General features: G+C 44.4%; 20 protein-coding genes. 11 read left to right on the top strand and 9 right to left on the bottom strand.

Annotated elements, in window-relative coordinates:
• Positions 1-197: 197 nt before the first annotated feature.
• The gene (locus tag O9X78_RS18790) at positions 198-638 is read right to left on the bottom strand and encodes a DUF6306 domain-containing protein (protein WP_269621276.1); all 441 of its coding nucleotides are present in this window, start codon (positions 636-638) and stop codon (positions 198-200) included.
• Positions 639-956: 318 nt separating this feature from the next.
• On the opposite strand from O9X78_RS18790, the gene O9X78_RS18785 reads away from it, so the two are divergent.
• Positions 957-1607: a carbonic anhydrase gene (locus O9X78_RS18785; protein ID WP_269621275.1), complete on the top strand. Its 651-nt coding sequence runs from the start codon at positions 957-959 to the stop codon at positions 1605-1607.
• Between the two features lie 262 nt (positions 1608-1869).
• Positions 1870-2268: a GreA/GreB family elongation factor gene (locus tag O9X78_RS18780; RefSeq protein ID WP_269621274.1), complete on the top strand. Its 399-nt coding sequence runs from the start codon at positions 1870-1872 to the stop codon at positions 2266-2268.
• A gap of 341 nt (positions 2269-2609) precedes the next feature.
• On the opposite strand, the gene O9X78_RS18775 is transcribed toward O9X78_RS18780, so the two are convergent.
• From O9X78_RS18775 to metE, 4 genes are all read right to left on the bottom strand, one after another.
• Positions 2610-3938, bottom strand: a complete 1329-nt coding sequence (locus O9X78_RS18775) for a sensor histidine kinase (protein WP_269621273.1) — start codon at positions 3936-3938, stop codon at positions 2610-2612.
• Positions 3925-4602, bottom strand: coding sequence for a winged helix-turn-helix domain-containing protein (locus tag O9X78_RS18770; RefSeq protein WP_269621272.1), 678 nt, complete (start codon positions 4600-4602; stop codon positions 3925-3927). Before O9X78_RS18770 ends, O9X78_RS18775 begins: the two co-directional genes overlap by 14 nt.
• A 51-nt stretch (positions 4603-4653) precedes the next feature.
• Complete coding sequence (locus tag O9X78_RS18765; protein ID WP_269621271.1) at positions 4654-4953, bottom strand: PepSY domain-containing protein; 300 nt, start codon at positions 4951-4953, stop codon at positions 4654-4656.
• A 612-nt stretch (positions 4954-5565) separates the two neighbouring features.
• Positions 5566-7905, bottom strand: coding sequence for a 5-methyltetrahydropteroyltriglutamate--homocysteine S-methyltransferase (metE, locus tag O9X78_RS18760; protein WP_269621270.1), 2340 nt, complete (start codon positions 7903-7905; stop codon positions 5566-5568).
• Positions 7906-8034: 129 nt separating this feature from the next.
• Here metE and O9X78_RS18755 point away from each other — a divergent pair, with 129 nt between their 5' ends.
• Entirely contained in the window at positions 8035-8928 is an 894-nt protein-coding gene (locus tag O9X78_RS18755) for a LysR family transcriptional regulator (protein WP_269621269.1), read from the top strand.
• Positions 8929-9399: 471 nt separating this feature from the next.
• The gene (locus tag O9X78_RS18750; RefSeq protein WP_269621268.1) at positions 9400-10188 is read left to right on the top strand and encodes an enoyl-CoA hydratase-related protein; all 789 of its coding nucleotides are present in this window, start codon (positions 9400-9402) and stop codon (positions 10186-10188) included.
• A 52-nt stretch (positions 10189-10240) separates the two neighbouring features.
• Here O9X78_RS18750 and O9X78_RS18745 read toward each other — a convergent pair whose 3' ends face one another.
• Positions 10241-10675, bottom strand: a complete 435-nt coding sequence (locus O9X78_RS18745) for a 5' nucleotidase, NT5C type (protein WP_269621267.1) — start codon at positions 10673-10675, stop codon at positions 10241-10243.
• Between the two features lie 321 nt (positions 10676-10996).
• On the opposite strand from O9X78_RS18745, the gene O9X78_RS18740 reads away from it, so the two are divergent.
• Entirely contained in the window at positions 10997-11275 is a 279-nt protein-coding gene (locus O9X78_RS18740; RefSeq protein ID WP_269621266.1) for a type II toxin-antitoxin system TacA family antitoxin, read from the top strand.
• 202 nt (positions 11276-11477) lie between these two features.
• Positions 11478-11789 carry a type II toxin-antitoxin system TacA family antitoxin gene (locus tag O9X78_RS18735; protein ID WP_269621265.1) on the top strand — a complete coding sequence of 104 codons (312 nt, stop codon included), beginning with the start codon at positions 11478-11480 and terminating at the stop codon, positions 11787-11789.
• A 276-nt stretch (positions 11790-12065) separates the two neighbouring features.
• Here the strand turns inward: O9X78_RS18735 and O9X78_RS18730 are convergent, their stop codons facing one another.
• Both O9X78_RS18730 and O9X78_RS18725 read right to left on the bottom strand, forming a co-directional pair.
• Positions 12066-12815 (bottom strand): metallophosphoesterase, encoded by a 750-nt coding sequence (locus O9X78_RS18730; RefSeq protein ID WP_269621264.1) that lies wholly within the window; start codon positions 12813-12815, stop codon positions 12066-12068.
• Between the two features lie 37 nt (positions 12816-12852).
• Positions 12853-13146: a hypothetical protein gene (locus O9X78_RS18725; RefSeq protein WP_269621263.1), complete on the bottom strand. Its 294-nt coding sequence runs from the start codon at positions 13144-13146 to the stop codon at positions 12853-12855.
• An 818-nt stretch (positions 13147-13964) separates the two neighbouring features.
• On the opposite strand from O9X78_RS18725, the gene O9X78_RS18720 reads away from it, so the two are divergent.
• Positions 13965-14834 carry a hypothetical protein gene (locus O9X78_RS18720; RefSeq protein WP_269621262.1) on the top strand — a complete coding sequence of 290 codons (870 nt, stop codon included), beginning with the start codon at positions 13965-13967 and terminating at the stop codon, positions 14832-14834.
• A gap of 34 nt (positions 14835-14868) precedes the next feature.
• Here the strand turns inward: O9X78_RS18720 and O9X78_RS18715 are convergent, their stop codons facing one another.
• Complete coding sequence (locus O9X78_RS18715; protein ID WP_269621261.1) at positions 14869-19974, bottom strand: site-specific integrase; 5106 nt, start codon at positions 19972-19974, stop codon at positions 14869-14871.
• A gap of 737 nt (positions 19975-20711) precedes the next feature.
• Between O9X78_RS18715 and O9X78_RS18710 the strand changes: the two genes are divergently transcribed.
• From O9X78_RS18710 to mauJ, 4 genes are all read left to right on the top strand, one after another.
• Positions 20712-20972, top strand: coding sequence for a hypothetical protein (locus tag O9X78_RS18710; RefSeq protein WP_269621260.1), 261 nt, complete (start codon positions 20712-20714; stop codon positions 20970-20972).
• 361 nt (positions 20973-21333) lie between these two features.
• Complete coding sequence (locus O9X78_RS18705; protein WP_269621259.1) at positions 21334-22293, top strand: hypothetical protein; 960 nt, start codon at positions 21334-21336, stop codon at positions 22291-22293.
• Between the two features lie 104 nt (positions 22294-22397).
• On the top strand, positions 22398-22877 hold the full coding sequence (locus O9X78_RS18700; protein WP_269621258.1) for a hypothetical protein: 480 nt from the start codon (positions 22398-22400) through the stop codon (positions 22875-22877).
• An 82-nt stretch (positions 22878-22959) separates the two neighbouring features.
• On the top strand, positions 22960-24006 hold the full coding sequence (gene mauJ / locus O9X78_RS18695; protein ID WP_269621257.1) for a methylamine utilization protein MauJ: 1047 nt from the start codon (positions 22960-22962) through the stop codon (positions 24004-24006).
• The last annotated feature ends 103 nt before the right edge of the window (positions 24007-24109 follow it).

The following is a 24109-nucleotide window of genomic DNA, read 5'->3' as shown; positions in this document are numbered from 1 at the left end:
CTCAGACTTGATTGATTTAGCTGCCTCCCGAGCGAAGGCTTCCAGTTCTTTCTTGTTCATAACTGCCTATCCTTAGCCATTACTGGCTTTCAATGATAAGCAGTTACACAGTTTTATCTACAGTCCCGTCTATTTTGCCGTACTTGACGCTAAAAAGGATCGTCCATTTCATCAGATCAAGCCTGAGCTACTACAAATTAGTCAGCTGTGTGTTGCTCTAAAAATTTATCAATTCGTGTCACGTTGTCACGATGAACATCAAGCATTTCTCTTAGTTGATTTTGCACTTGATTGATATGTATTTTTGTTAATGCATCTTCAATTTTTCGCACGACCCACTGTTGACCTCGATTGAGATATTGTAGGCGATCATCAAAATTTGAAATGATCATGCATTTCTTTGCAAAGTCTCCCACTCTATGGTCTGCAGTTGCACCGATTATTTTGATGCTGTTAAGTAGGCCTGCACAAGAATTTGATTCATCGCGATGAATATCTAATAAGATTTGTCGATACTCATCGGATGGCGCTTCTTGTATGGATTGCATGCAAACTTTTGCTCCAGCGCGCTCGGCGTGTAGAAGCTGCAATAGTAGGTCGAAAATTTCCTTGTTTGATAATGAGTCCTGTGTGCTCATTAATAAACCTCCGCGTAATTATTGGCAATAATTATGTGTCATGCATTGTATGCTTAAAATTTATGAAATTGGTATCAGTTTACTCATTATATAATTTGATAATAAATGCAGGTATTTTTCATGGAGTGTAACTATATTTAATGGTTTATATTTGGTGTGGTATGGCTAAGTGGTTGCAGGCCTTGAAGGATTTTTTAAGAGTGGTTCAGGCGTTTAGGTATGTTGCGGAGTAGTATTGGCATGTGAATTGTATTGGTTAGTTGGTTTATGATGTTTAATTCAGGAAGATTTTGTAAAATATACGAAGAGAGGGGGCGCATGATTTCGGCTCAAGAGGCATTAATTAGGTTAAAGGAAGGTAATACCCGTTTTGTCACGAATGTTAGTAGCGATTATCCGGGAGATATTTATAGTAAGCGTCCTGAGCTTGTTGAAATTCAGGCACCATTTGCCATTGTGTTGGGGTGTTCGGATGCTCGTGTCCCTGCTGAATTAATATTTGATCAGGGGCTTGGCGATTTGTTCGTGATCCGCGTTGCGGGGAATATTGTAGCCCCATCTGGTATAGGTAGTATTGAATTCGCTGCTTTAAATTTTGGTACTCCTCTGGTGATTGTACTCGGTCATTCAGGTTGTGGCGCCATTACGGCTACTATTGAGGTGCTGACTGGTAGGAGTGAAATTCCATCTCACAATCTACATTCGATTGTTAAGCGCATACGCCCATCAGTTGAAACATTGTTGTCTACAGAGCTGCGCAATAATCAGAAGGATTTAGTTAAGCATTGTGTGCGTGCCAATGTTCGAAGTTCTGTTGAGCATATTAGTAGTGGGTCCCCGATACTTGAAAAACTCATTGGTAATGGTCAGCTTATGGTTGTTGGTGCTGAATACTCTCTAGAAACTGGTGACGTAGATTTTTTTTATGACAATAATGTGGATGAATTTTTTAATAGTAATGATGGATAAAAATCACAATAGCGGTAGAATTCGACTATATTTCTATAATCATAGCTATGGGCTTGTTTAAAATAATTAGATGGCTATACTCATGTATTGAATATTTAACGTAAGCACTTAAAGAAATGACTATATATTTCAATCGCGTATTAACGCCCCCTCTGACCTTCCTCGCTTAGCCGGATGTAACTTTCTGTTACATCCGGAAAATCCTTCATAAATATATTATAAGCTAATTTTAGAGTCGAAGAGATTCTATGGGTTAAGTATTGTGAATACTGAGATTTTTGTAGAAGTTCGTCGGTTTATTTCCTGGCTGAAAGACGATTATTCTAAGATGGTTGAATTTCGCCCTATTACATTGCGTCCCATCGAGCTAGCTAGCTTATTGGATAAGCTGGAGGGAATATATGATGTTCCCGTAAAGCGTGCTTCTAGTTTTACCGTGTTAATAGGGGCGAAAGTTGGCTTAATGAATATGAATGATTTTACTGAGGCTTCGATAGTTATTTCGCTTCCGAGTGAGAGTAATCCTGCTGAGGGTAAAATCAGTGTTTTATCACCATTGGGTTCGACATTAATTGGACGAAATAGAGGGGAGGTTATAAAGCTGTGTCTGGGTAATTCTGAAAATATGTTTTGTATTATTTCCGTTGTTCAGAATCCCTAAGTAAGAAGGAGGTGCATATTTTGAAGGCAATTTTTTGCTGCTAGCATAGTAATATTGTCCATGTTAGCAACGAATGGCAGCATCGTTGAATTGTTTTTTAACTAAATAATTTTAAAGGTGATGAAATGAGTAAAGGTAAGGTGGATGAGAAAAAAGTAGCATTAAAAACTATTAAAGAGAAGCGTAGGGAGAAGAAAGAAAAAAAGCAAAATAAAGGTAAGTTTTTATAGTTGTAGTGGGTGGGCGCCTGGTAGGGCGCCCATTTTTATCTGAAAAATATTTTGCATCTATATTGTCGTTGTTGAATCAAGAGGTAAACTATGAGTGCCCTTTATGCTCAATTATCTAGACGTGGCTGGAAAATGGATTTCGCAGCGCAGCCCTGGCTCGTTGTCAACAAATATCAAAGTGCCGTCATGTAATCGCGTGATAGCCGAGACCATAGCCAATCCCATTCCGGTGCCGTTGCTGTTTTCAAGTCGATGAAATGGTTTGACAATATATGAGTGCTCCTCATTAGTTACACCCGGCCCTCGGTCGGCAACCGTTAATACGATTTTTTTGCCGGACTTTTGCAGCCCGATGGTCACTTCACTCGGCTTGCCGCCATGCTCAAGGGCATTTTCAATTAGATTGGCGAGTAACTGTTGCAATAGATTGACGTCGCCAGCAATGGTGACATGATCGACTGTGGCCAGTTTTAGCGTGTTGCCGTCATCTTCTGCGATAGGTTGATAAGCCTCCGTAATATCTCGAATTAAAGTATGTAATTTTACGGGGCAAAAGCCGGATCTAAGGCTACCTGCCTCCAGCTCTGCAAGACGTAGGAGCGCGGCAAAAATGTCGAGTATTTTATCGACTTCACCAATTGTTTCCTCGAGTGACTCAGGGGGTATTGGCAAGCTGCTGTTCTGGAGGGTTTCCAGGCGACCCCGGAGGCGCGCGAGGGGAGTTCTCAGGTCGTGGGCGATGCCGGTGGACACCTGACGCACGTTATTCATAAGTTGTTCTATGCGGTCGAACATTTGATTGAGGGTATTGCAATGAGCATCCAGCTCGTCACCGTTGTTACGGCACGAAATTCTTAGGGCCAATTGCCCGGCCCCAATGGCCTTGGCCGTGCGATTGATGGACTCAAGTCTCGAAAGTGTACGTCGGCTTAAAATGAGCCCTCCTGAGGTGCCAAGTACAAGCACTAAGGTAAGTGACCAGAATAGAGTTTGCTCGAACGCGCGTTCTAGGGTCACCAGCACGCCCATGTCTTTACCTACCCCGAGAATGAAGCCACTCTCCAATTGTGTATAAAAAAATAGAGTAGGCTGCTCACCTTTAGTTTGGCGCCAGCCGTATGGAGCACTTACTGGCTCGACCTTGTCGAAAATGACTCGGCCGGAGGGGTTTTGCACCATGTAGATGAATCGGTCGCGAGTACGGCTTTTCTCGATCCTCTCTTCTGTCTCTTCCAGCAGCTCGTCCATTCCGTCTTCACGGTATTCAAACAAGAGCAGATTGGTTTCTATTGTGATTTGGCTGCGTGCTTCGTGTTCCAGTACTTTTTGTACCTGAGTAAATAGAAGCGCTACAAAGACTGAAACTGAGATCACGAACAGGATTAGGTATAAGCCAGTGAGGCGGAAGGTGGCGGAGTCAAAGGATTTAGGTAGGCGCATCAATTCTATAACCTGAGCCGCGGACAGTGTGTATCAGTGGGAAATCAAAATCCTTGTCGACTTTTGTGCGAAGGCGACTGATGTGGGTTTCCACCATGTTGGTTTTCGGGTCGAAGTGGAAATCCCAGACGCCCTCGAGCAGCATAGTGCGTGTGATGACCTGACCAGCGTGACGTAGCAAGAATTCGAGTAGTTTAAATTCGGTGGGCTGCAGTTCTATAATCTGATTTGCACGTGTGACCCGGCGTTTGATTAGATCCATTTCAAGGTCGGCAATACTCAGGCTGGTGACAGCTTGGCTGAGAGGCGGTCGTCTAGCTAGTGCACAAACACGCGCGTGAAGCTCGGCGAACGCAAAGGGTTTGACAAGATAGTCTTCGGCACCTGCTGTCAGTCCTGTAACTCGGTCTTCGATGTTTCCCATCGCAGTAAGCATTAAGACCGGGGTAAGGTTGCCGGCGCCCCTAATGGTTCGTAGTAACGTTAGGCCATCGAGTTTTGGCAGCATGCGATCAAGAATGAACACGTCGTAGTGCTCATTTTGAGCCAGCACTAGGCCGTCCAAACCATTGTTTGCATGGTCTGTGGTATGGCAGTGCTCCTTCAGCCCGCGCATAATGAAATCCGCAGTTGCCTGATCGTCTTCAATTAGTAACAATTTCATATGGCTGGCATCAAGAGCTACTCAACGTGAACATATTTGCCGATACAGACGTTAATCCATGTCTTCGCGAACGCCGAGTACTTCACCGGACACTCCATCTACCTCAAGTTCGTAAATTTTGTCTTCTGCTATCACGCTAATCTCATAGCGTGGTGAGAAGCTGTCATCGTCCAGCGACGCCTCATAAGCTCGCCCTTTCTGCTGGTTTTCAGCAATAGCGATTGCTTCTGTTAGGCTTATTTTGGTTTGCTCAAGAAGATGGATGTCCTCTTTGTCGGCTAGAGCAATTCCGCTGAACAGCAGTCCAGCAAAAGCAGTGGATACAATAGCGTGTTTTTTGCGAATTTTCATAATATTCTCCTTACGAGTTGTCATCGTATTGTCTTTGCAACGGTTGTCGACGACCTTAGTTATAGCAAAAGTGAGTTTGTGTGGTGGTGGCTAGAACTATACTTTTTTGTAATGTCATGGAATTGAAGAGGGTAGCACTGCTTATCTTTTCGAAGTTCGAGTGTGAGTACTAAGTTATTTGAAAAGGTAGGTGATGGTTTAGCGTGTCTAGGGAGTTCGCGTGAGTCACGGTTATTTTACAGCGGTTCATGGAGTTTTACGCTACGCTTTTTATTCTGGTTGATTACTCGATGATTTGTGATCGGTTACGGGTTGTAGCCGTTGATGCGTTTTCCATGACTACGTTAGGTCTGATAGCTCTCGATCTCTCGATGACGTAGATCTGAGTGAGATACTTGTTCGATATTCTGAATTGTATTGGTTATCCGTAACTTCTTTAGATGTTAATATTAATTAGAAAATACCGCCTTATAGCGGCTACCTAATTCGGCAGAATAATTATGGGCGAAGAAGCTTTTTGTTAACTGTCCACAGTAATACGGCTTTGCAACGATCTGCGCATTTGTGGTTTTTACCAATTCGAGCGCGAACCGTTGTCAGACATAGTATTTGTTAGGATGTTGTTAACTTATCTAGTAATACCGTTTCGTCTATTAAAATACCATTATTAAGTTCCCGTAATTGTTTTGCCGCTGCCACCATATTTTTTAGCGCTGGTAAAACTTCTTCCCAGTTTCGTGTCTTCAACCCACAATCTGGGTTTATCCATAATTTTTCGCTAGGGAGTTGTTTCGCCGCTTTGTTCATTAGTGCGACAATTGACTCCACTGACGGAATGTTTGGTGAGTGAATGTCGTAAACCCCAGGTCCAATATCATTGGGGTAGTTGAAATGATCGAAGGCATTCAGTAGCTCCATGTCTGAGCGAGAGGTTTCTATGGTGATGACATCGGCATCCATATGGGCGATGCTTTCAATAATGTCATTAAACTCCGAATAGCACATATGGGTATGAATCTGGGTCTTGTCTGCAACGCCATTAGCGGTAATCCTAAACGACTCAACCGCCCAGCCTAGGTAGTGCTGCCATTCTCCATGGCGTAGGGGCAAGCCTTCACGGAGTGCTGCTTCGTCAATTTGAATAATACTAACGCCAGCAGCTTCTAGGTCTAGCACTTCTTCTCGAATAGCCAGCGCAAGTTGGTAGCAGCTGTCTTTCCGAGGTTGGTCGTCTCTCACAAACGACCAGTTAAGAATAGTTACTGGTCCCGTAAGCATGCCTTTCACATGTTTTTTAGTGAGCGATTGGGCGTAGCAAATCCACTCGAGCGTCATGCCACTCGGGCGACTGATATCACCGTAAAGTATCGGTGGCTTTACACAACGGGATCCATAGGATTGTACCCAGCCATATTGGCTGAATGCGTACCCATTCAACTGCTGGCCAAAATATTCCACCATGTCATTGCGTTCGGCCTCGCCATGTACCAGCACATCTAATCCAAGCTGTTCTTGTTCGGCGATACAGAAGGCGATCTCCTCCTTAATATACTGTTGGTATTGCTCTAGGCTAAGTTCGCCGCGCTTGTGACGCTGACGAAGCTGTCGTATTTCTGCCGTTTGCGGAAAGGATCCAATTGTGGTGGTGGGAAAGAGAGGAAGTTTGAGCCTTTCGGATTGAATGACAGCGCGCTGGGAATAAGGGCTTTGACGCTGACCCATGCTGGTCGTAATAGACGCGACATTTTTTCGCACGGCTGGATTGATCACTCGTACAGACTGACGACGACTGCTAAGAGCTTGGGCGTTGTCGGTTAATTTTGATGCGACGGAATTTCGTCCTTCGTTAAGTGCACGACCTACAATATAAAGTTCTTCAAGTTTTTCATCTGCAAATGCAAGCCAAGACCTTACTTCCGCATCAAGTTCTTCCTCACGGTTTAGGGAGTAAGGTACGTGCAGTAATGAGCAGGATGGGGCTAGCCACAGGCGATCGCCGAGTTGCTTTGACAGTGGTTCCAACCAATCCAAGGTTTCGTTTAAATCGGCTTTCCAGATATTTCGACCATTAATTATCCCTAAGGACAAAATTCGATCTTTTGGCAATGCTGCTAATAAAGTCCGAGCATCGCGTCGACCCTGAGCATTATTGCTAACGCAATCAAGGTGCAGCCCGTCTACTGGCAGAGCTGCTGCCAAGGTAAGATTTTCCTCTAGTGTTCCGAAGTAGCTCGCTAATAATATTTTAACCCCGCTGACATTTAAGTACGTATAGGCTTTTTCAAATGCGTCTCGCCAGTTTTTATCTAGGTCGGTCACCAGTAGAGGTTCATCTATTTGTAGCCATTGCACTCCCATACTTTGGAGCGCTGTGAGAAGTTCTCGATATACCGGTAGCAATCGATCTAATAATGTTAGTGCTTGGCTATTATCTTTGGGCTTACACAGCGAGAGGTAGGTTATTGGCCCAATAATAACCGGCTTTGCGTTAATACCCTGCGCCTTGGCCTCACCTAATTGGGTCAGTAAACGAGAGGGGTTAAGCGTAAATTGGCTGTCTGCACTTACCTCGGGCACGAGATAATGGTAATTCGTATCAAACCATTTAGTCATCTCCGCTGCGTGTACACAGTGTTGTTCACCTACGTCACTAGTAGAACGTCCTCGGGCAGCGCGAAAATAGCTTTCCAATTCATTGCCGTCATGCACGGCTCGAGTGGGAATGTTCCTAAGAGTAAGGCTCATATCCAGCACTTGGTCGTAAAGTGAGAAATCACCTACCGGCAGCCAATCTAATTTCTGTTGTTGCTGCCAGTGCACGCGCCGCAGTTCGGCTGCAACCTTGAGCAGATCTTTGCTGCTTTGCTGTCCCTTCCAGTAACTTTCAAGCGAAAATTTAAGTTCTCGGTTGGCGCCAATGCGCGGGAAACCCAAATTGTCGGTTATGGCCATCGTGTTTCTCCAATTACGTAGACTTCGAACCGGTGCGGCTAGAGTAGAAAGATATTTGACGAGGCCATGGTAATGAGTCTTTGTTATGAATAATAATGGTCTTTTTGCATAAATACATGAGGCTTATTCATGATTGAGCGTTCCCATCTGGCCATAATTCGTGAGGTTGATCGTACCGGAACGCTGACTGGTGCCGCAGACAGGTTGTGCCTGACCCAGTCGGCCTTAAGCCATGCCATTAAAAAACTCGAGGTGCAGCTAGGTACGGCAGTCTGGCTTAGAGAGGGGAGAAATTTACGTCTGAGCCAGGCTGGTCAGCAGTTGCTTGCACTAGCGAATAGATTAATACCTCAAATCGAACATACCGAAATGCAGATTGCGCAAATAGCAAAAGGGCAACGTGGATCCCTGCGTATAGGCATGGAGTGTCATCCTTGTTACCAATGGTTGCTGAAGATCGTTGGTCCCTTCTTGCGAGATTGGCCGGATGTGGATGTAGGTGTAAAACAGGCTTTCCAGTTTGGCGGTATTGCGGCCTTGTTTAACTACGATATAGACGTCTTGGTCACCCCAGATCCTTTGCACAAGCCGGGATTAAAGTTTACGCCCGTATTTGATTATGAGCAGGTGATCGTATTACCTGAGAATCATCTATTGGCCGATCAAGAGTGGCTTGCTCCGTCACAGCTTATTGATGAAGTGTTATTAAGCTATCCCGTAGAAGTTGAACGTTTAGATATTTTTAACCAATTTTTTCTTCCTGCTGGCTGCGCACCTCGTAGGCATAAAACTATTGAGACCACGGATATTTTGTTGCAAATGGTGGCTGCGGAGCGGGGTTTTACCGCGTTACCCGATTGGCTGGTCGCAGAGTACGCTAAGAAAATGCCTTTGCGTGGAATAAAGATGGGTGAAAATGGTGTTAAAAAACAGATTTTTCTTGGCCAGCGTGAGTCAGAAGCCGAAGATGAGTACTTGTCGTATTTTATGGTATTAGCAGGCAAGAGTATTGTCGAATTTTAATAAAAATTAGCGAACATAGCCGTAAAATTCTCGGTTTTAATGTAGGGGATTGTGTAGGCGCCTGCATCATACTCTATACGGTACTATCATCGGGAAGAGTCTACGGTATTAACAATATGGGTAATATAATACTAGCAATAGCCGAGGACTCAGAGTGCTTGCGGTTTGGTCTTGCCTTATTATGGTGGATATTAGAAATTTGAGATTTTGGGTTGCAGAATAATCCGAATGGGAAAGTGATTTAGCTTACATAGTGTGCATTATTATTGTTAGTATCAATAATAATGCTATAAACTAACGATATTTTTCATTACCAAATTCCAACGTTAGATTATTATAATATAACTATAGATTGCGAAAGAGATTGGGATTGTCTAGCACCTAAGTTAGAACTCAGTTTAAAAATTTAAATCGTAAATTTTAATTTTTTGATTTATTCAGATAAGTTCTCCATTAAAAAGGTAGGTTTCTATGTTTTCGGCTGTACCATACGAAGATATTGTCTATGAAAATCGAAACGGGGCTGCATGGATCACCATTAATCGTCCAGCGGTATACAATGCTTTTCGCGGTAAAACAATAGAAGAACTTATCCATGCATTTTTAATTGCTGCTAATGACAAGAGCATTGGTGTTGTAGTGTTGACAGGAGCTGGTGATAAAGCATTTTGTACAGGAGGAGATCAATCGAATCATGATAGTGATTATGATGGCCGCGGAGTAGTGGGCTTGCCAATCGATGAATTGCAATCTGCGATTCGAGATATTCCTAAGCCTGTCATAGCAGCTGTTAATGGTTTTGCTATAGGTGGTGGGCATGTATTAGCAACAATCTGTGATATAACAATTGCTGCAGATACGGCAAAAATGGGGCAAGCTGGGCCTAAAGTTGGCTCGGTTGATGCTGGATGGGGCACTGCATATTTATCTCGTATCGTTGGTGAAAAGAAAGCACGTGAAATTTGGTATCTGTGTAAACGTTATACATCACAAGAAATGATGGATATGGGCTTGGTGAACAGGGTGGTTCCTGCCGCAGACTTAGAAACTGAGGTAACTAGCTGGTGCGATACAATTATGGGACACAGTCCGACATCAATTGCGCTCGCTAAGCGCTCCTTTAATTGTGATTCAGAGTCTATTCGGGGAATCAGCATGATGGGACTTAACGCGGTTAAATTATTTTATGATACTGATGAGTCGAAAGAGGGGGTAAATGCGTTTAACGAAAAGCGTAAGCCGAACTTTAGACAATTTTAGATGTGGTGTTTAGGTAAGCGCATTAACTGCTGTAACAGAAACTGCTTTATGTTCAACTTTCAATTTTGGTTTTAAAATATCTAGTGACACTTGACCAATCCGGAAACTCCTCAGATCCAAATAGTATCAACTGACCTTCAAAATTGTTTTGTCCTTTCCCCGACGGCATGTCGTCAATTAAATAATCGCCTTTATTGAGATGCTTATGTGGACTGATAATTAAGTTCTCAACGACAGCCATGCCTAAGTATTTTTCCACCCAGATTCGTTTTTCAGCATAGCTATGAGGATTCTTTATCGAGGGAGCTGTTAAGATATACACATCCAGTTTTGGGTGCTCATGCAACCACGTGTATGATTCGATTGCGTCGGGGATAGGATCAAGGCTTTCATAAAGACCTGGTTTGCTTTGTGGATAAGCAAGTGCCGGATACTTAGCCTTATGGTTCACAAACCCGGCAGCGTAGTCACAGAGCACATGATCCATATCTACCTACACAATGGCTTTTTTCTCAGTCATTACACACCTCACCGATTTAAGAGCTTTCATTTGGCCTAGCACGTCATGTCCGCGCCAATAATGTTTAGCAATAACAGGCTAGAATTATCTTAAATTCAGAAACGATAGAATAAAGAGATTCACCCTTCGGAGGGTCTGGAGGCCAATGCCCAGCTTTTACCGAACGCCACCAGAGCGGAGCGCCTAAATGCGCAGACATGGCGTACAGCCAACATTCCTATTTTGCGCTCCCGGATTCCGGAATGATATTATACTTACATCATCCGTATCTAATGAATTTGGTCAATTATGAAGTCTGCCGCACTGAAAGATGCCCGCATCGAGCTCAAAACTTCAAGCTCTGTAAAAGCGTACCTGCAAAAGGCTGCTCAAATATCTGGACAAAATCTTACAAGTTTTGTACTCGCCAGCGCAGAAGCGCGAGCCCGTGAGGTGATGGAGCAATACAGCCGACTCACCTTGAAAAGTGAAGCGCATGGCGCATTACTCGATGCACTAATGTCTCCAGCCAAGCCAACCAAGGGGTTACGAGACCTGATGGCCGACGAACCGCTGGTTCGGAGATAGATGGTTGCTATTAAGAACTTCGATCCAATGAAAACGCACGCCCAGTTTCACGGTATGCAACGAGCCATCACTAATATGACTTTTCAAAGAATATATAGTTGATTTGTCGCGCTCCCATTACCCCGTATATGTCATCCTTCAAATATTATGAAACAATAACATCCCATCCGGTATCATTCGCGAATACAAACAGGGAGATGATATGAAAACGCAGAAGGAAGATATCCAACTTGTTGCCTGGGTAACCAAAGACCTGTATCACCAAATTCAGATCGCAGCTGAATTATCAGGCTGCAGTGTTTCCCAGTTTTTTGCAGACGCCGCATTGTCAAAGGCGCGGGCAGTAACCGAGCAGGCAACGCAGATCACACTATCCATAAACGGTGCAGAACAAATGCTCACCGCCATAGAAAACCCTCCCCCGGTTTCCGATTCGCTGCAAAAAGCAGCTGTTAGACACAAGGAGAAAAATTACTATGAGTCTGATTCTTCGTCCGACAACCACAAAAAGTAGCGGAGACGTCATGACTGAACCAAGCGATAAAAAACACGCATTAAGATAGATGGTAGTAGCGATCACCCTAATGTAGATCCAACGGTGAAACGCGGTCACTGGGACGATTTTTTCGATATGAATAAACATCATCAAGTCGGGGACGACTTCGTAAGAGGCGACCAACTGCCTGACCCAGATCGAAATGTGGGTTGGGATGAGGTATTTGGCACAAAGAATAACTTCGAGAACTCAGCCACTTCGTAGAAAAATCAGCTAACGCCTCCATCACCCTATTCATATCTCCACGATGAAATTATCTTCGAAATCCGGATTCAACCAATCAGGACTATACCCACGTGGATTGCATACCACGCGAGTATTTCCAATTTGGTAGTCACAGCTATTGTGGACATGCCCATGTACCCAGACCTTAATGTCATGGCTTTCGATCATGCCATCAAGATGCGAGGCATAGGCAGCACTAGTCAGCTCCTCTGATAGTACTGGCGCTATCGATCTTAACGACGGCGCATGGTGCGTCACTACAATGTTTTGCTTTCCCGCGTTTTCAGTTAGCGCATTGTTAAGCCAATCCATGGAGCGATTGTGGATGCCAGTCATGCTCACTGGATTAAGCTTCGAGTACCCTGGCTCAACGCGGATCTTCTTGAAATCAGACATTTCCTGTTGGCAAAAGTAGCCCGCCAGTCGAGCATCACCGAATAACTTCAGATCAGTCCACAGGGTACAGCCAAAGAATGAAACACCATCTATTTCAATGCTGTCATTCTCAATTAGATGGACATGTGTTCCGGCGGCCAGCTGCTTTGCCTTTTTCATAAGGCCTGGGTACTTCTCGCCGTAATATTCATGATTTCCAAGCACGGCTACAACAGGCGTATTGGGAAAAGTCTTTATTGCCCATTCAATACCACGGGTTTTGAGGTTGATGTCACCCGCGAGAATGATGACGTCCGCATCTGTATCTGGGATACAGATTGGCTCAAATTCAAGATGAAGGTCGCTTAATACCAGCAGTTTCATTTGCATCCCTTCGCTATAGACATTCCTTTACTCGCCCTCATTCCCATATCCCCAATTGATCCAAATCCAAAGTCCTAAAATTTGGCGCCCACTCACAGAGAGCCAGATATAAATCCTTTGGTTTATGAATAGGGATCGGCCCCATACACATTGCTCGCTCCATAAACCATAACGAAGCGGCTTCAAAATCAAACTCGTCAAAATAACAACCAGAATAGTAGTACCCAGCTGCCTCACCTTGATCGAGGAGCATATACCCGGGATCGATTTCAACAAAGCCACTACTCACGCCCTTTTTGTATATGTGCCAAATCAAACTGGTTACTAGCATCGTCATCTCCATTTGTTTATGAAGATGTCAACGTAACTCAATAAAAATGGACGTCAAATCAGGGCGCATCTTGGCGCTACGTCAGTAATACCGATACTTAGCGGGCAAGTACGTCTAGTTCAATATCACAAATTGTATCCCTTAGGCATAGCTGCCAAGAGCAACTTAGCCTATGCCTTTAACTCAATTCATGAATCCAACGGCCTATTCTTTTTTCTTAAGTAAGGTGTCAGTTCACCACTGCCCAATTCACCTTTAGCAAGCAATGCTTCTTTAATAAACACATAGCTCAGGTCCGGATTATCAATCATGCCACCTCGATATATCTCCGCTCCACCACCCAGATAGCCACCATACAGCCGGTGGAGGATCTAACGTAACACGACCGAAATAGACGTCGAGTTAAGCGACAAATTTTCGAAAATCAGGTAGAGGTGAAGGGGTTTTAGGTGACCAAGTCAAATCGCCACGTCATTAATATAATTTGCTGCCAAATCTTCCACGGTCTTAGGCGTATTCAACAGTTGGAATGCTACTGAAATTTCATCGTAAACAGCTCGGCGAGTCCTCAACTGTGAGCTTGGTCACGCCTCGCTCCGAAGCCTTCTTTTCGTTACTTGAACGGCTGAAAACCAATTTTTGCTTCATTTTGTACACTGTAGGGTACAACTTTCTCTCCTGATTAAATAATTTTCGCTTTCTTGAGTTATAAATAGTGCATCGACTGAGCAACTACATGTCATTTACGTGAAAAGAAATCAGGTTTTTAGCCAACTATTTATGTTAGCTATTATTAAGACGAAAAAAGGAAAGCGGATATGAAAAAAGCAGAATATTCTCTTGGCGAAAAATTTGAGATCGAATCAGTAAACTTTCTGGCTCGCAAGCTAACAGATTTCGGGATCCCATTCGCATACCTTTTCCCGCAAAGCTCCTTGGCCACTCATCTCAATGAAGACTGGGTTTCAACCGATGAGGATGAAGATATTGGCTCTCGAGTGCGGAAAAAATATGCTGGCGAATTAAAATGCATATGTAACGCTGTTATAGAGAAATTTTACTCAGGAGTCGACGTCAGCGTGTCTACCCGAAACTTGACTGCTAAAAATTCTAAGATTAGTCGGAGCCAAAGAACGTGTTTATTTTTAGTTGGTTTTGATGAGACTGGAGAAATAGCGGAGAAGCTATCTCATGTCACTGCATTCGTCTGCGATAGAGTCCAACAAAGCCAGCCTGACTTATTCTTCCGAAATGAATCAGTAGGGCTTCTTGCCCCGGAGGTCGTATTTCTTACAGATCAAATTATTGAACTCCGTAAACGCATGTCCGGCATAAAAATCACCCACCCCTTTGGAGTTGAAACTTTGGATTCGAGCATTTCACTGCCTGGATTTTCCGGTGAATTTGACACTTTCGAATTTGATCTTCCCCCCGCAGAAAAAGTTTCCGGACTGGCGACAGTCGACGGTTTTCGAGAGTTTCACAACATCGTATATCTGACCATTTTTGATTCCTTTGAAATTTTAGAGGCATCCAAATGCTTTGTAATACAAGACACGACACTTTTTAAAAAGATTATCGAAGCCAAGCATGGCGGCAAGAAAGTACGCTATATCGCCGATAAAGTTTTTGAGAAGCGGCCCGACAAGCCAACCTTTATCCTCAAAAACTTAGAAATTCTTGACTGAATGTACGCTCTACGAGTAATCCAGATGGTGGCCGTCAACTGACTGCCACTATCTCACTATCACCGCCGGAACCCCAGACCAGCATTATCGCTACTGAAAGAAAACCCACCGCCATTTCATAAGAGTTTCTTATAACCCCATCACCGGTGGGCCCAAGGATTATCGCTCCATATTCCGAAATAGTTCCGCGCTTTTTTTCAACAGGGCGTTTGAATACATCGAGTTGCACACTTTTTCCAGACTCAAAAACGCTTTCAATCGTTTTTACTTGAAATCCTTGTTCAATAAGAAAACTGGTCACTATCGGGTCATCTTTAGTGGCATACACATCATAGCGATTGCTTTCTATGCCAAGTATATCAAAGGTGTGCTTTACGATTTTACAGTGACGGTCATGGCTCATTTTTAACTGCCTGTTCATTCCAAGCAAGAGTGGTAACTCGTCAACGGCAGGGCAGCCTGATACCGGAAAGGTCTCAAATCTTTCAGCTAGCTCTATAAAACGAATCCACGCTGCATCATTGATGTAATGAAGAATTGCATTTGGCGAATCCTTGCCTTTGAACCACTCATTCGCACCACGTTTTTTAAAGCGCATCATCTCGTTGGCTTTATCAAAATTCGCTTGGATTGAATGTACAAAATCAGGATGTAGCGCAACTAACTTTCCAGCACTTTGGTAGGACCTCCCTTGAGCAACGAGCCGCAGTAACTTAAATATCAATAATAGCGTTGGCCTTTGATATGAAATATCCGGTGCCGGTGGAAGCGTCTCTATGCGAATTCGATCAAATTCAGCCGTATTAACAATGCCATTGATAACTAGTGCTCGTTCAGTTCTGATGGGCGTAAGTGCGTCGGCCCAATCGGTCATGAGGTGATTGTAATTTTTAAGGCCAGACGATGCGCCACTGTGCCCCATCAATCTTGCCAAGCCTATCGATGATCTAATTGATTTGCTTTGATGCCTCCCCAACACCATTCCAAGCAATGTGTTCGTATTGATGTTTTTGCAAAGATTACACCCTATAGCAGTTTCAAAGCCAAGCAGTATTGGGGCAATGTGATTATAGAATGCGTGGCGACAGTGGTGGGGAGTTAAGGTCTTGCTTCCAGTGATTGCTCGCAAGATGGCAGTCAGCGTTTCCTGAATTTCTCGACATGCTGCCCATTGATCCACTCGTCCGCCACGTACCTCACAAAGGATAGTGGCATTCTTTTCCGTTCCTGCAATACTGTCGTAATTCGCCAGCACTTTTTCGATAAGCTCTATTTCATGCGGCGTCAGATTGAATAGCAGCGGTACAGCGCGTCGACTGCTGTTTCGCTTCAGCTGGCGAATGCGATTATCTCTAATCAGCACCCATGTAAAACCCCGCCACTGGCACCAATCCTGGCGGCGCAACCCTAAAGCTTCATTCCCTCGCAGACCAAATCTGAATATGAGTAGAAGTACAAACCCAAGGTATAATGCAAGTTGACTGTCTGCGCCATAAGCCGTGCGGATGTATTCTTGGCAAGCTAGATACTCTTTCTCCGATACACACCCGGGACTTACAGTACGGTGGTTATCCTCAGTGTCTATTTCAGACCATTCTGGATTTTTTACCCCAAATTTCACTGCCCAACGGTGGAACGCCTTTAAGCGCTTGCCAAAATATCCGACTTCCTTTTCCCTATCTCGACGCGACTCGACCATGTCATGATAAAGATCGGTAATCGCATCGGAATCCATAGAGAGCAGGTCACAGGAATAGGCTATACCCTGAAACTCTAACCTTAGAGTACTGAAATAACTTTGTACGGTTTTCTTTGCGTAGGGCCGGTGATGCTTACCGCGGCCTTTTCCTTTTTCTATGACGTGGCTTATCCAGTAGGCCATCATCAGGATTGACGTACTCACTTTTCCTCGGTAAGTATGACAAGATTTTTGGATTTCTTTCGTGATTTTTTTTGCCTTTTTCTTCTCATAGTTACTAAGAATGTTTGTCACTTCATTGTATAGCTCCTTTGCATTGTCTTGGAGAACTTGCGCGTCGCTCTCAATCGCAACTCTCTGATTAAACCTAAAGTCTTGAAATACGTCCGAGTTTGGCTCCACATTCGGTAGCGTTATGTATGCGTCGTCCTGAAGTCTGAATACATCTTGCCAGTTAAGGCTAGTCGGTGGCATCCTTTCACTGAGCGCACCTGCCACCATCCCAGGGAGTTCTATAAGGTTAGCTTGCCCGATGATTTTGGTAAGCCGCGTCAAAATTTCCTTCACGGAAATCCCATCTTTCTCTATGCCTGGCGAAATGTACGTTGCCAGCGAATGTAGCTCTGATGGAATTGGCAAAGCGCTTAGGTCAGCTGACCGTGAATTTGTACGACCAAAATGAAGGAGGGATGCAGTTTTATAACTAATTTCATGTCGCTGGACTGGCGCGTTAAAATCACTAATATCCCATTCTTCACTGTATTCAATATAATATTTTTTCTTGTGCTGGATTAGTCGAAAATTACGTCCGTTAAGTACATCCAATAACATGCTGCGGTAGCTTAGCCTTTTGTCGATGCATAGCAGCATTGTCCCGATAATCAATGCGGTAGCTTTATTTACTGTGCCTTTCTGAAGGGTATTCGTTGCATGTTCTGCCCACTGCTTTGCGTTCTCGTAGCGATCCAAATCTGTGGGTAAGCTTCCTGCAACTAGATTTCGCTCTTCTTCCCGCTTAAGGATTTTTTTTCTAATAGATCGTGTATGTTTGCTGTCTCTTGATTTCAGAAATTGTTCAAGAACTCGAAATCGAATACCGGCGTCGGGGTGGGGCAGTCCATTTTCTCGCTTCAACATACGATTCCCGAGCTTTTCGATCTCTGTAGGACTTAGATCCTCAAGTTCTTGTTCGCCAATAAATAGCTTAATTTCCTGTTGTGCAATTCTACGAGCATTTCTATACCTCTGGCGTCGGTGTAGAGCTCTTTCTTTTAAGCCATAAATGCTTGGCTCAACATAGTTCCTTTCATTTAAATCGGAGTCTACGTAGCTGGGGAGTGTGGTTGGTGCTTCTATAATAGTAAATCCAAGTGAATCATATGTAGCGTTATAAATCTCTCGGTACTGTGCTGCATCGTTGATCCAGCACCTAGGTGAAAAATCGCCATAAGCTGCACCGCCTCGTTCAGAGTGCCCCATCCATCCGTCGATAACATCGCAGGGAATACCTGCGCGAGAAAGCCTCTGTGAATATCGGTGCCGAAATAAGTTTGGTGGAAGCGACCAACCCACAATGGGTAAGCCGAGTAGGTCGCCGTCAGATGTTTGGTGCCAACTAAGCTTCTCATCCAAGAAGAAAAACAGCGGAAGCTCACCATCCTTATGCTCCAGCAAAGCGAGTAATTTCTCAGCCAGTTCAGGGCGCAGGGCTTCTAGATATTTTTGAAGTCGCGCAAGGTAATCAATGTAAGCTGCCAGCAGCTTGGCCAATTTTTCGGGAAGTGGCACTATCCGCCCATTGTGACGAGCACCATCCGATTTATCATTAATGTATGCACAAAGATGTTTTAGGTTGAGGTGTTCGAGTAGTTCAAAAGGTGATTTCAAGTACCTGCTAGCAGTACCCGCATACAGCGCCAGCAAGCAATATTGAGTATACCGATTATGAAAGCTAACGAGATCCTGATCACCGGCTAACAAGAGTTTTGCTTCAGAAATACCTTGAGATAAAACTGATTCAATCGGGGCTAGCAAACTGCCAAGCATCAGGGTAGTTAAGTCAACATTATCTGTGACCACGGGCAAATCGAGCCCTTTAGCAATGGTGCTTACATCCCAGTTAGCATAACCACATGCCGCAGGTAGTCCACTTTGCGGCAATGCAGTCACGATTCGAGCAAGATTATGGTCGCCAGTATTATCAAAAACTCGCTGCGCTGCGACCTGGGCCAGTTTCCCGCTGGTCACCCTTGGAAATTGCTCTTTCGCTACCCCGTCAAACCATGTAGTAATTTTGATAGCAGGATTAACTTCATTCCATAGACTGCCTAAAGTAGTTTTGCTTGAAGGGTGCTTTCTGGTGATCCGTCTCAAAGCGGATGTAATGTCGTGCGGGAGCGCTAAGCGAATGATTTCCGAATATGGGTGCACCTCCGCTTGTTCCTGCGGAGATTGTGGACGCCAAGCACTATGTCGACGCGGCGATTGCCGTTGAATATGACAATAATCAGGCGTAATTCGCCAGTCGTCACCAACAGTCGTATCGATCTCGATTCGTTGAGCATGGTAAAGCGAGCGCCCGACAAGAGTCCCTATTTTTGCGATCGTGGCGCCGAGGGACGGTATTAGCTCCTTGGCGCTGACTGTATTTTCCAGCCAGGCATCAAATTGAAGTAGTTCCGGCGGCAAGAGCTTATCCCAACTCCAGGGCAAATATTGAGACTCCTCTGCGGAATAGAGAAAGACGGATCGAGAAGTAAGTGCTTGCTCCTCATCAGTATCCGATGAGTCAACTTCTATAAGCGTGTCGTCAGACTCATCCTCGTCATTGTCTGCCACGCTTGGAAGGTTTTGTATTGCCGGCAGCTCAGGGTCCAGGAAGCCTAACGGCAGGCCTTCAGTCCTGATAGAACCTAACTGTGGATAGATGCCTGGGAAATCGACGTCCGCAGAAAATGGTAATGGGCTGCAATAGCCCCTGGCAATAGGAGGGATCGCGCCAAGGAATCGCTTGTCAGAATCGCCGGCGTGCGCGGCAAGCCCAGATGCGGCCGCTTCTATCGCATAATTGAACCATTGAAACGTGTTCGGAAAGCCCTGGTTTTCATGCCGTGCGTGGGTGAGCAATTCATCAATCTTCCCCCACTTTGGATCAATTCTGTCTAGGGTAATGTGGCGCGCAGCCCAGCTGATATTGCTATCAGAGATACAACCTTCCTCAGCAATGCGCATAGCTGCCTGAAGGATTAACCAAAGTCGAAGCTTTTGGCGGCTCTCAGCGATCTTATCCTGGTCACTATGGGACCGGGGGTTGACGATCATCGCAAGGAGGTAATATCTGGAAGTCAGTGGGGAAAATTCAGACTTCGTGCCTTTTGCAGATTTACCTTTATGTGAAATGGGTGAGTCAGCTTTGGGGATATGCTCGCTTGTATTATTCAATGCTTCAGAAAATTTCCACAGGCGAGATACTATCGGCTTGTCTGCCCATTCTGATAATATGTGCTCGGAGATCGGCTGGGTGAACTCGCTAGCAAAATTGTGTATTGCGCGAGCGTCGTCAGGCCTACCAAGGCAAAAATAAGCTATCTCCAGCTCATCGTGAAAGCCGGCCTTGATTGCCCAATCAGATATACCTTCATAGCGCGACGGCAGCCTGAAGGTCATGGGCTTTTCGCCGATATTGTGCCGATCTTGAGTGTCTTCTTTCAACTTTGAACGCTCTTATTTGCATTGAGCAAAACTCCCAAAAACACTTATATCACGGCTTAAAACGTCAAAACAAGTCATTTTAGTACTTATAAAAAGTACGTATTTATTAACTCTCATAACCTCCTGCCCCCGCTACCACATTAAAGAACGGCAAATCAGTTACTTACTGGCTTGCCGTTTTTTTTCGCCTGTTTCTTTTTATAGCCTGTGACGCTCTGTGACGGTTTCTGTGACGGTTTTGAATTCGCCCCACCAACAAACAACTTCCTCCATGACCTTCGGTCACCTCGCCACGATTACAGCAGCGATAAAAAAAATAGACCTAAGTAGCAAAGACTGAAGATCAACCAATGCGCGCCCAATTCCCCAACCCACCTATCAACTTGCACTAAAACACACGGGATAGGAAACTAGCGGTCGCCTACCAATAACATCATTCAAGGCAACCGCGCCAAAGGTCCATATAAATGCAGAATATCTCAATAGTTGTAACCTCCCCACTATCCCAAGAACTCTCCAGCGGGAACCAAGCCGTTCGAGTCGAAATATACAAGCTCGAAGGAGAGCATCGATGGTGCCTTGAGGTAGTTGACGAATACAATAACTCGACAGTTTGGGACGATACATTTGAAACCGACTCTGACGCATTAAATGAAGCTCAACGTATTATTCGAGACGATGGTATTTGCGCACTCATTGGACCAGAGGGAGACGAAGAATGGGCGTAGTAAATAGCGCGCTATGATGCCCTGCCAGCAAGCATCGTCACTCCTAAAGCCATAGGACTGCACCGTCACAAGAGCGGACAGTCGCTGAAGCTGTCAAACTCGTATTCAGCAGCATGCCGCTCACTAATTCTGATGGAAATCACTTAACTAATTGATTTTTATTGAAAAGTGATTATGCTCAGAGCTAAGCGGATTCCACATCAAATGCAGGATGCACACAAATGAAAAAGCCCTCTCAAGCTTACTATCATCCTGATTTAAATAGAATTTTCCTGCTTAATCATCACAAGGGTTAGACTCGCTATGTTCACGAGTTATAAAGCGCAACGCATTAGAATTTACTGTTAGCCGGTAGGAAAACATGTACATAGACAGCAAGAAATTCGACTACAGAAAATTCTCATACCATGACTCCGATAAGCTAGTAGAAAGAGATAAGGAGTTCCTGAAAGAAGCCTATCTGAAGTGGATTCAGGGTGCAGTTGACGACATTGTAGAGCGTCAGTGGGAGGTTGATGATATAGGAGTTGTTGAGCGGTCAGGTGACTTCGTTAAGCTGCTCAAGGAAGCTGAATTCACATACTCTCTAGGCGCTTATACGAGCACAATATCACTGGTCGGCGTTTGTGCGGAGGATCTGTGTAGATTCTTTGCAAGCTTTGCTGGGCACAACCTAGACTCGTTAACACAGTTCGATAGAGTTAACAGGTTGGTTTCGCTGGGCGCAGTTACTCAGGATGTTGCGGATAAATTTCATATTATCCGCGGTTTGCGCAACGACTGCCTCCATTACAATCAAGGCTTTAAACAAAAAGATCAGGCAACCTTGAAGGCTGACAGCTTAACAGCCCTAAACTCTCTAAAACATATATACGGCCAAATATTGAGAGTTGTCGATTACGCAACGGTGGATTCCTCAAAGTTAATAGACATAATGAGTAGAATATCTGAAGAGGCGGCAAACTCGGATCCAGGTGGAAAGCTGGGCATTGATGGGGCAACAATCAGGACGAGGAATGTCTTTGCTAATGCGTTTGGTATTGATATATCGATGAATAATGCGGGTCGCCCAGTATTTAAGACATCAATTTATCAAGTGGAAGATATTGATTCTGATAATGAGCCTTTCGAGATTTCGCTTAGGGACTTGTCTTGTGGCTTGATCGTCATCGTGGATATTACTGAGGGCGACTTAGAAAGAATCAAGGGCGAATCGATAAAAGTCGGAAGTGCCGTAGCTGCCACATTGATGTCTATACCAAACAATCTTGAAGTAACTGCTGAGTGGCGATTGACCGGTAGTGTCAGGAAAATCGGCTAACAAGGCCAAGCACAATCGTGCAATGCAAAAAACGCATTGCACTGGACAGCCTACGCTGCGCTTCGGCTGCCTGTGTTGGCGGCGTTAAATGCACAGGAGAATTCGTGCCAATTACATCACTCGAAGAAGTAGTAAGATATCAAACGCAGATAAATAAATTTCTAGCTAGCAATGGAATCAGGGATCTAGTTGGGGATTACGGTGAGTTTATTGTCCATAGTGCAATTGGCGGCGAAAAACAGAGTGCCGTAAACCCAGGCTTTGATATAAAAAACGATAAATACGGTCGAGTCGAAGTAAAGACAAGAAAGTATGAGCTAAAGCAAGACGGATCAGTTAAAAAAGAAAATCGCGCAGTGGGTTTCAAGGGCAAAGAAAACAACTTTGATTGGCTTGCACATGTCATCCTGGATACTGATTTTAAAGTGGTCAGCGCTTGCTTAGCAAAATACGACGAAGTTTGGCCAGAAGTTCAGAGAACTAAGGATAAAGTAGGGTTTGCTACTTCATCAAAACTGCCAAGTAGCATAGATATTACTGAAACCCTAAAAGGGGCTCAAATTGAGTTCAATAAAAGCATTTAACAAGTCAAGGCATTGGACAAAGTGCTGCGCACTTCGCCCATGCTTGAGGCGTTTGACGACATAACTCATCAATGGACAAATAATGAAGACACCTTATGCCACTCATATTTTTGGAGAAGAAGTAGATAATAAACTCCGAAGCAGGCGTGGCTGGTTAACAGCGGGTGTAGCTTCTTCTATCCCCTGGCCGTCTCTGGATGTTTGCGTCATATATGATGGTGACGAATACTTTCTGAGAGGCTCAGAGCGAGACAACAAGCCGTCGCCACCTTGTATCACTATTGCATGTAATGATGGGGAGGCAGACAAAGCAATTGCGAAAATTTACCGCTTCACCTCAATACTTAGTTGGTATTTGGGTGGATACGTAGATGTATCTGGTTATATATGGGGAAGCCATCCTTCGCTTTATGGTAATCCGAGAACAGTTTATTCATCTATGGGGATAGCAGGTCAAAAGTCGTTTAATTGCAATCATATGCCTATTATCGAAGAAGAGAACATTCGTAAAGCTCTGGCCTTTTGGAGGGAAGCAAAAAGACTAACAGAAGTTCATGATAGCTATGCATTTCTAAGTTATTACAAGGTGATTGAATCACAATTTTCTGATTCCAGAAAAAAGGTGGACTGGATTGCCAAAAATATTGAGCGGCTAACAGATCGCGCCGCCAAGCGTGTTTCAGAATTGCGCGCAGAAGAAATAGATGTAAGTCGTCATCTATTTGATAGTGGTCGCTGTGCTGTCGCACACGCATCTTTAGAGGGGGAGATTATTGATCCAGATATCCCTGCTGACAGAAGGCGTCTCTCAGCGGATTTGGTTGTAATCGAAGAGCTAGCCCGTATTTACATACGTGATGAACTTAAGGTGCCAGATTCAATGGGCCTATATAGATCACGAAATAGATTAGAACCATGGGAATCGATAATACCAGATGAAAAATGTGAATTGCTTGAGAGCGGAGGAACTCCCGAGGAAATTGCGGAGTTACAGGATCTAAGTGTGTCTGTTGGTTTGTGGCCAGGTGGTTCTATAGCCGGCCTTGAAAAAATGACGATGCATGTTGATGCAATAAGCGAAGGTGTCGTAAAGATAGTACTAATATGTAGTAGCTCAGACTTGATCTGACAGTTACCCGTTTTTTTGCCGGTGTCTGCCAGTTTAGATCTGAGCTAAATTCTTCTCAGCCCAGATCGTTTTACCATCAAGTAAAGTTGCCATTGGCGTTCTG

Source organism: Zhongshania aquatica, assembly GCF_027257955.1.
Classification (GTDB): domain Bacteria; phylum Pseudomonadota; class Gammaproteobacteria; order Pseudomonadales; family Spongiibacteraceae; genus Spongiibacter; species Spongiibacter aquatica.
The sequence above is the reverse complement of the archived record's forward strand: the minus strand, read 5'-3'. Positions and strand labels throughout refer to the sequence as shown.

Bases quoted from the DNA above. Each gene is read 5' to 3' on its own strand.
- O9X78_RS18785 (WP_269621275.1), top strand. From the start codon at position 957: ATGATTTCGGCTCAAGAGGCATTAATTAGGTTAAAGGAAGGTAATACC.
- O9X78_RS18775 (WP_269621273.1), bottom strand. From the start codon at position 3,938: ATGCGCCTACCTAAATCCTTTGACTCCGCCACCTTCCGCCTCACTGGC.
- O9X78_RS18735 (WP_269621265.1), top strand. From the start codon at position 11,478: ATGAAAACGCAGAAGGAAGATATCCAACTTGTTGCCTGGGTAACCAAA.
- O9X78_RS18710 (WP_269621260.1), top strand. From the start codon at position 20,712: ATGCAGAATATCTCAATAGTTGTAACCTCCCCACTATCCCAAGAACTC.
- O9X78_RS18740 (WP_269621266.1), top strand. From the start codon at position 10,997: ATGAAGTCTGCCGCACTGAAAGATGCCCGCATCGAGCTCAAAACTTCA.
- O9X78_RS18755 (WP_269621269.1), top strand. From the start codon at position 8,035: ATGATTGAGCGTTCCCATCTGGCCATAATTCGTGAGGTTGATCGTACC.
- O9X78_RS18730 (WP_269621264.1), bottom strand. From the start codon at position 12,815: ATGAAACTGCTGGTATTAAGCGACCTTCATCTTGAATTTGAGCCAATC.
- O9X78_RS18790 (WP_269621276.1), bottom strand. From the start codon at position 638: ATGAGCACACAGGACTCATTATCAAACAAGGAAATTTTCGACCTACTA.
- metE (WP_269621270.1), bottom strand. From the start codon at position 7,905: ATGGCCATAACCGACAATTTGGGTTTCCCGCGCATTGGCGCCAACCGA.
- O9X78_RS18770 (WP_269621272.1), bottom strand. From the start codon at position 4,602: ATGAAATTGTTACTAATTGAAGACGATCAGGCAACTGCGGATTTCATT.
- O9X78_RS18745 (WP_269621267.1), bottom strand. From the start codon at position 10,675: ATGGATCATGTGCTCTGTGACTACGCTGCCGGGTTTGTGAACCATAAG.
- O9X78_RS18750 (WP_269621268.1), top strand. From the start codon at position 9,400: ATGTTTTCGGCTGTACCATACGAAGATATTGTCTATGAAAATCGAAAC.
- O9X78_RS18705 (WP_269621259.1), top strand. From the start codon at position 21,334: ATGTACATAGACAGCAAGAAATTCGACTACAGAAAATTCTCATACCAT.
- mauJ (WP_269621257.1), top strand. From the start codon at position 22,960: ATGAAGACACCTTATGCCACTCATATTTTTGGAGAAGAAGTAGATAAT.
- O9X78_RS18725 (WP_269621263.1), bottom strand. From the start codon at position 13,146: ATGCTAGTAACCAGTTTGATTTGGCACATATACAAAAAGGGCGTGAGT.
- O9X78_RS18765 (WP_269621271.1), bottom strand. From the start codon at position 4,953: ATGAAAATTCGCAAAAAACACGCTATTGTATCCACTGCTTTTGCTGGA.
- O9X78_RS18720 (WP_269621262.1), top strand. From the start codon at position 13,965: ATGAAAAAAGCAGAATATTCTCTTGGCGAAAAATTTGAGATCGAATCA.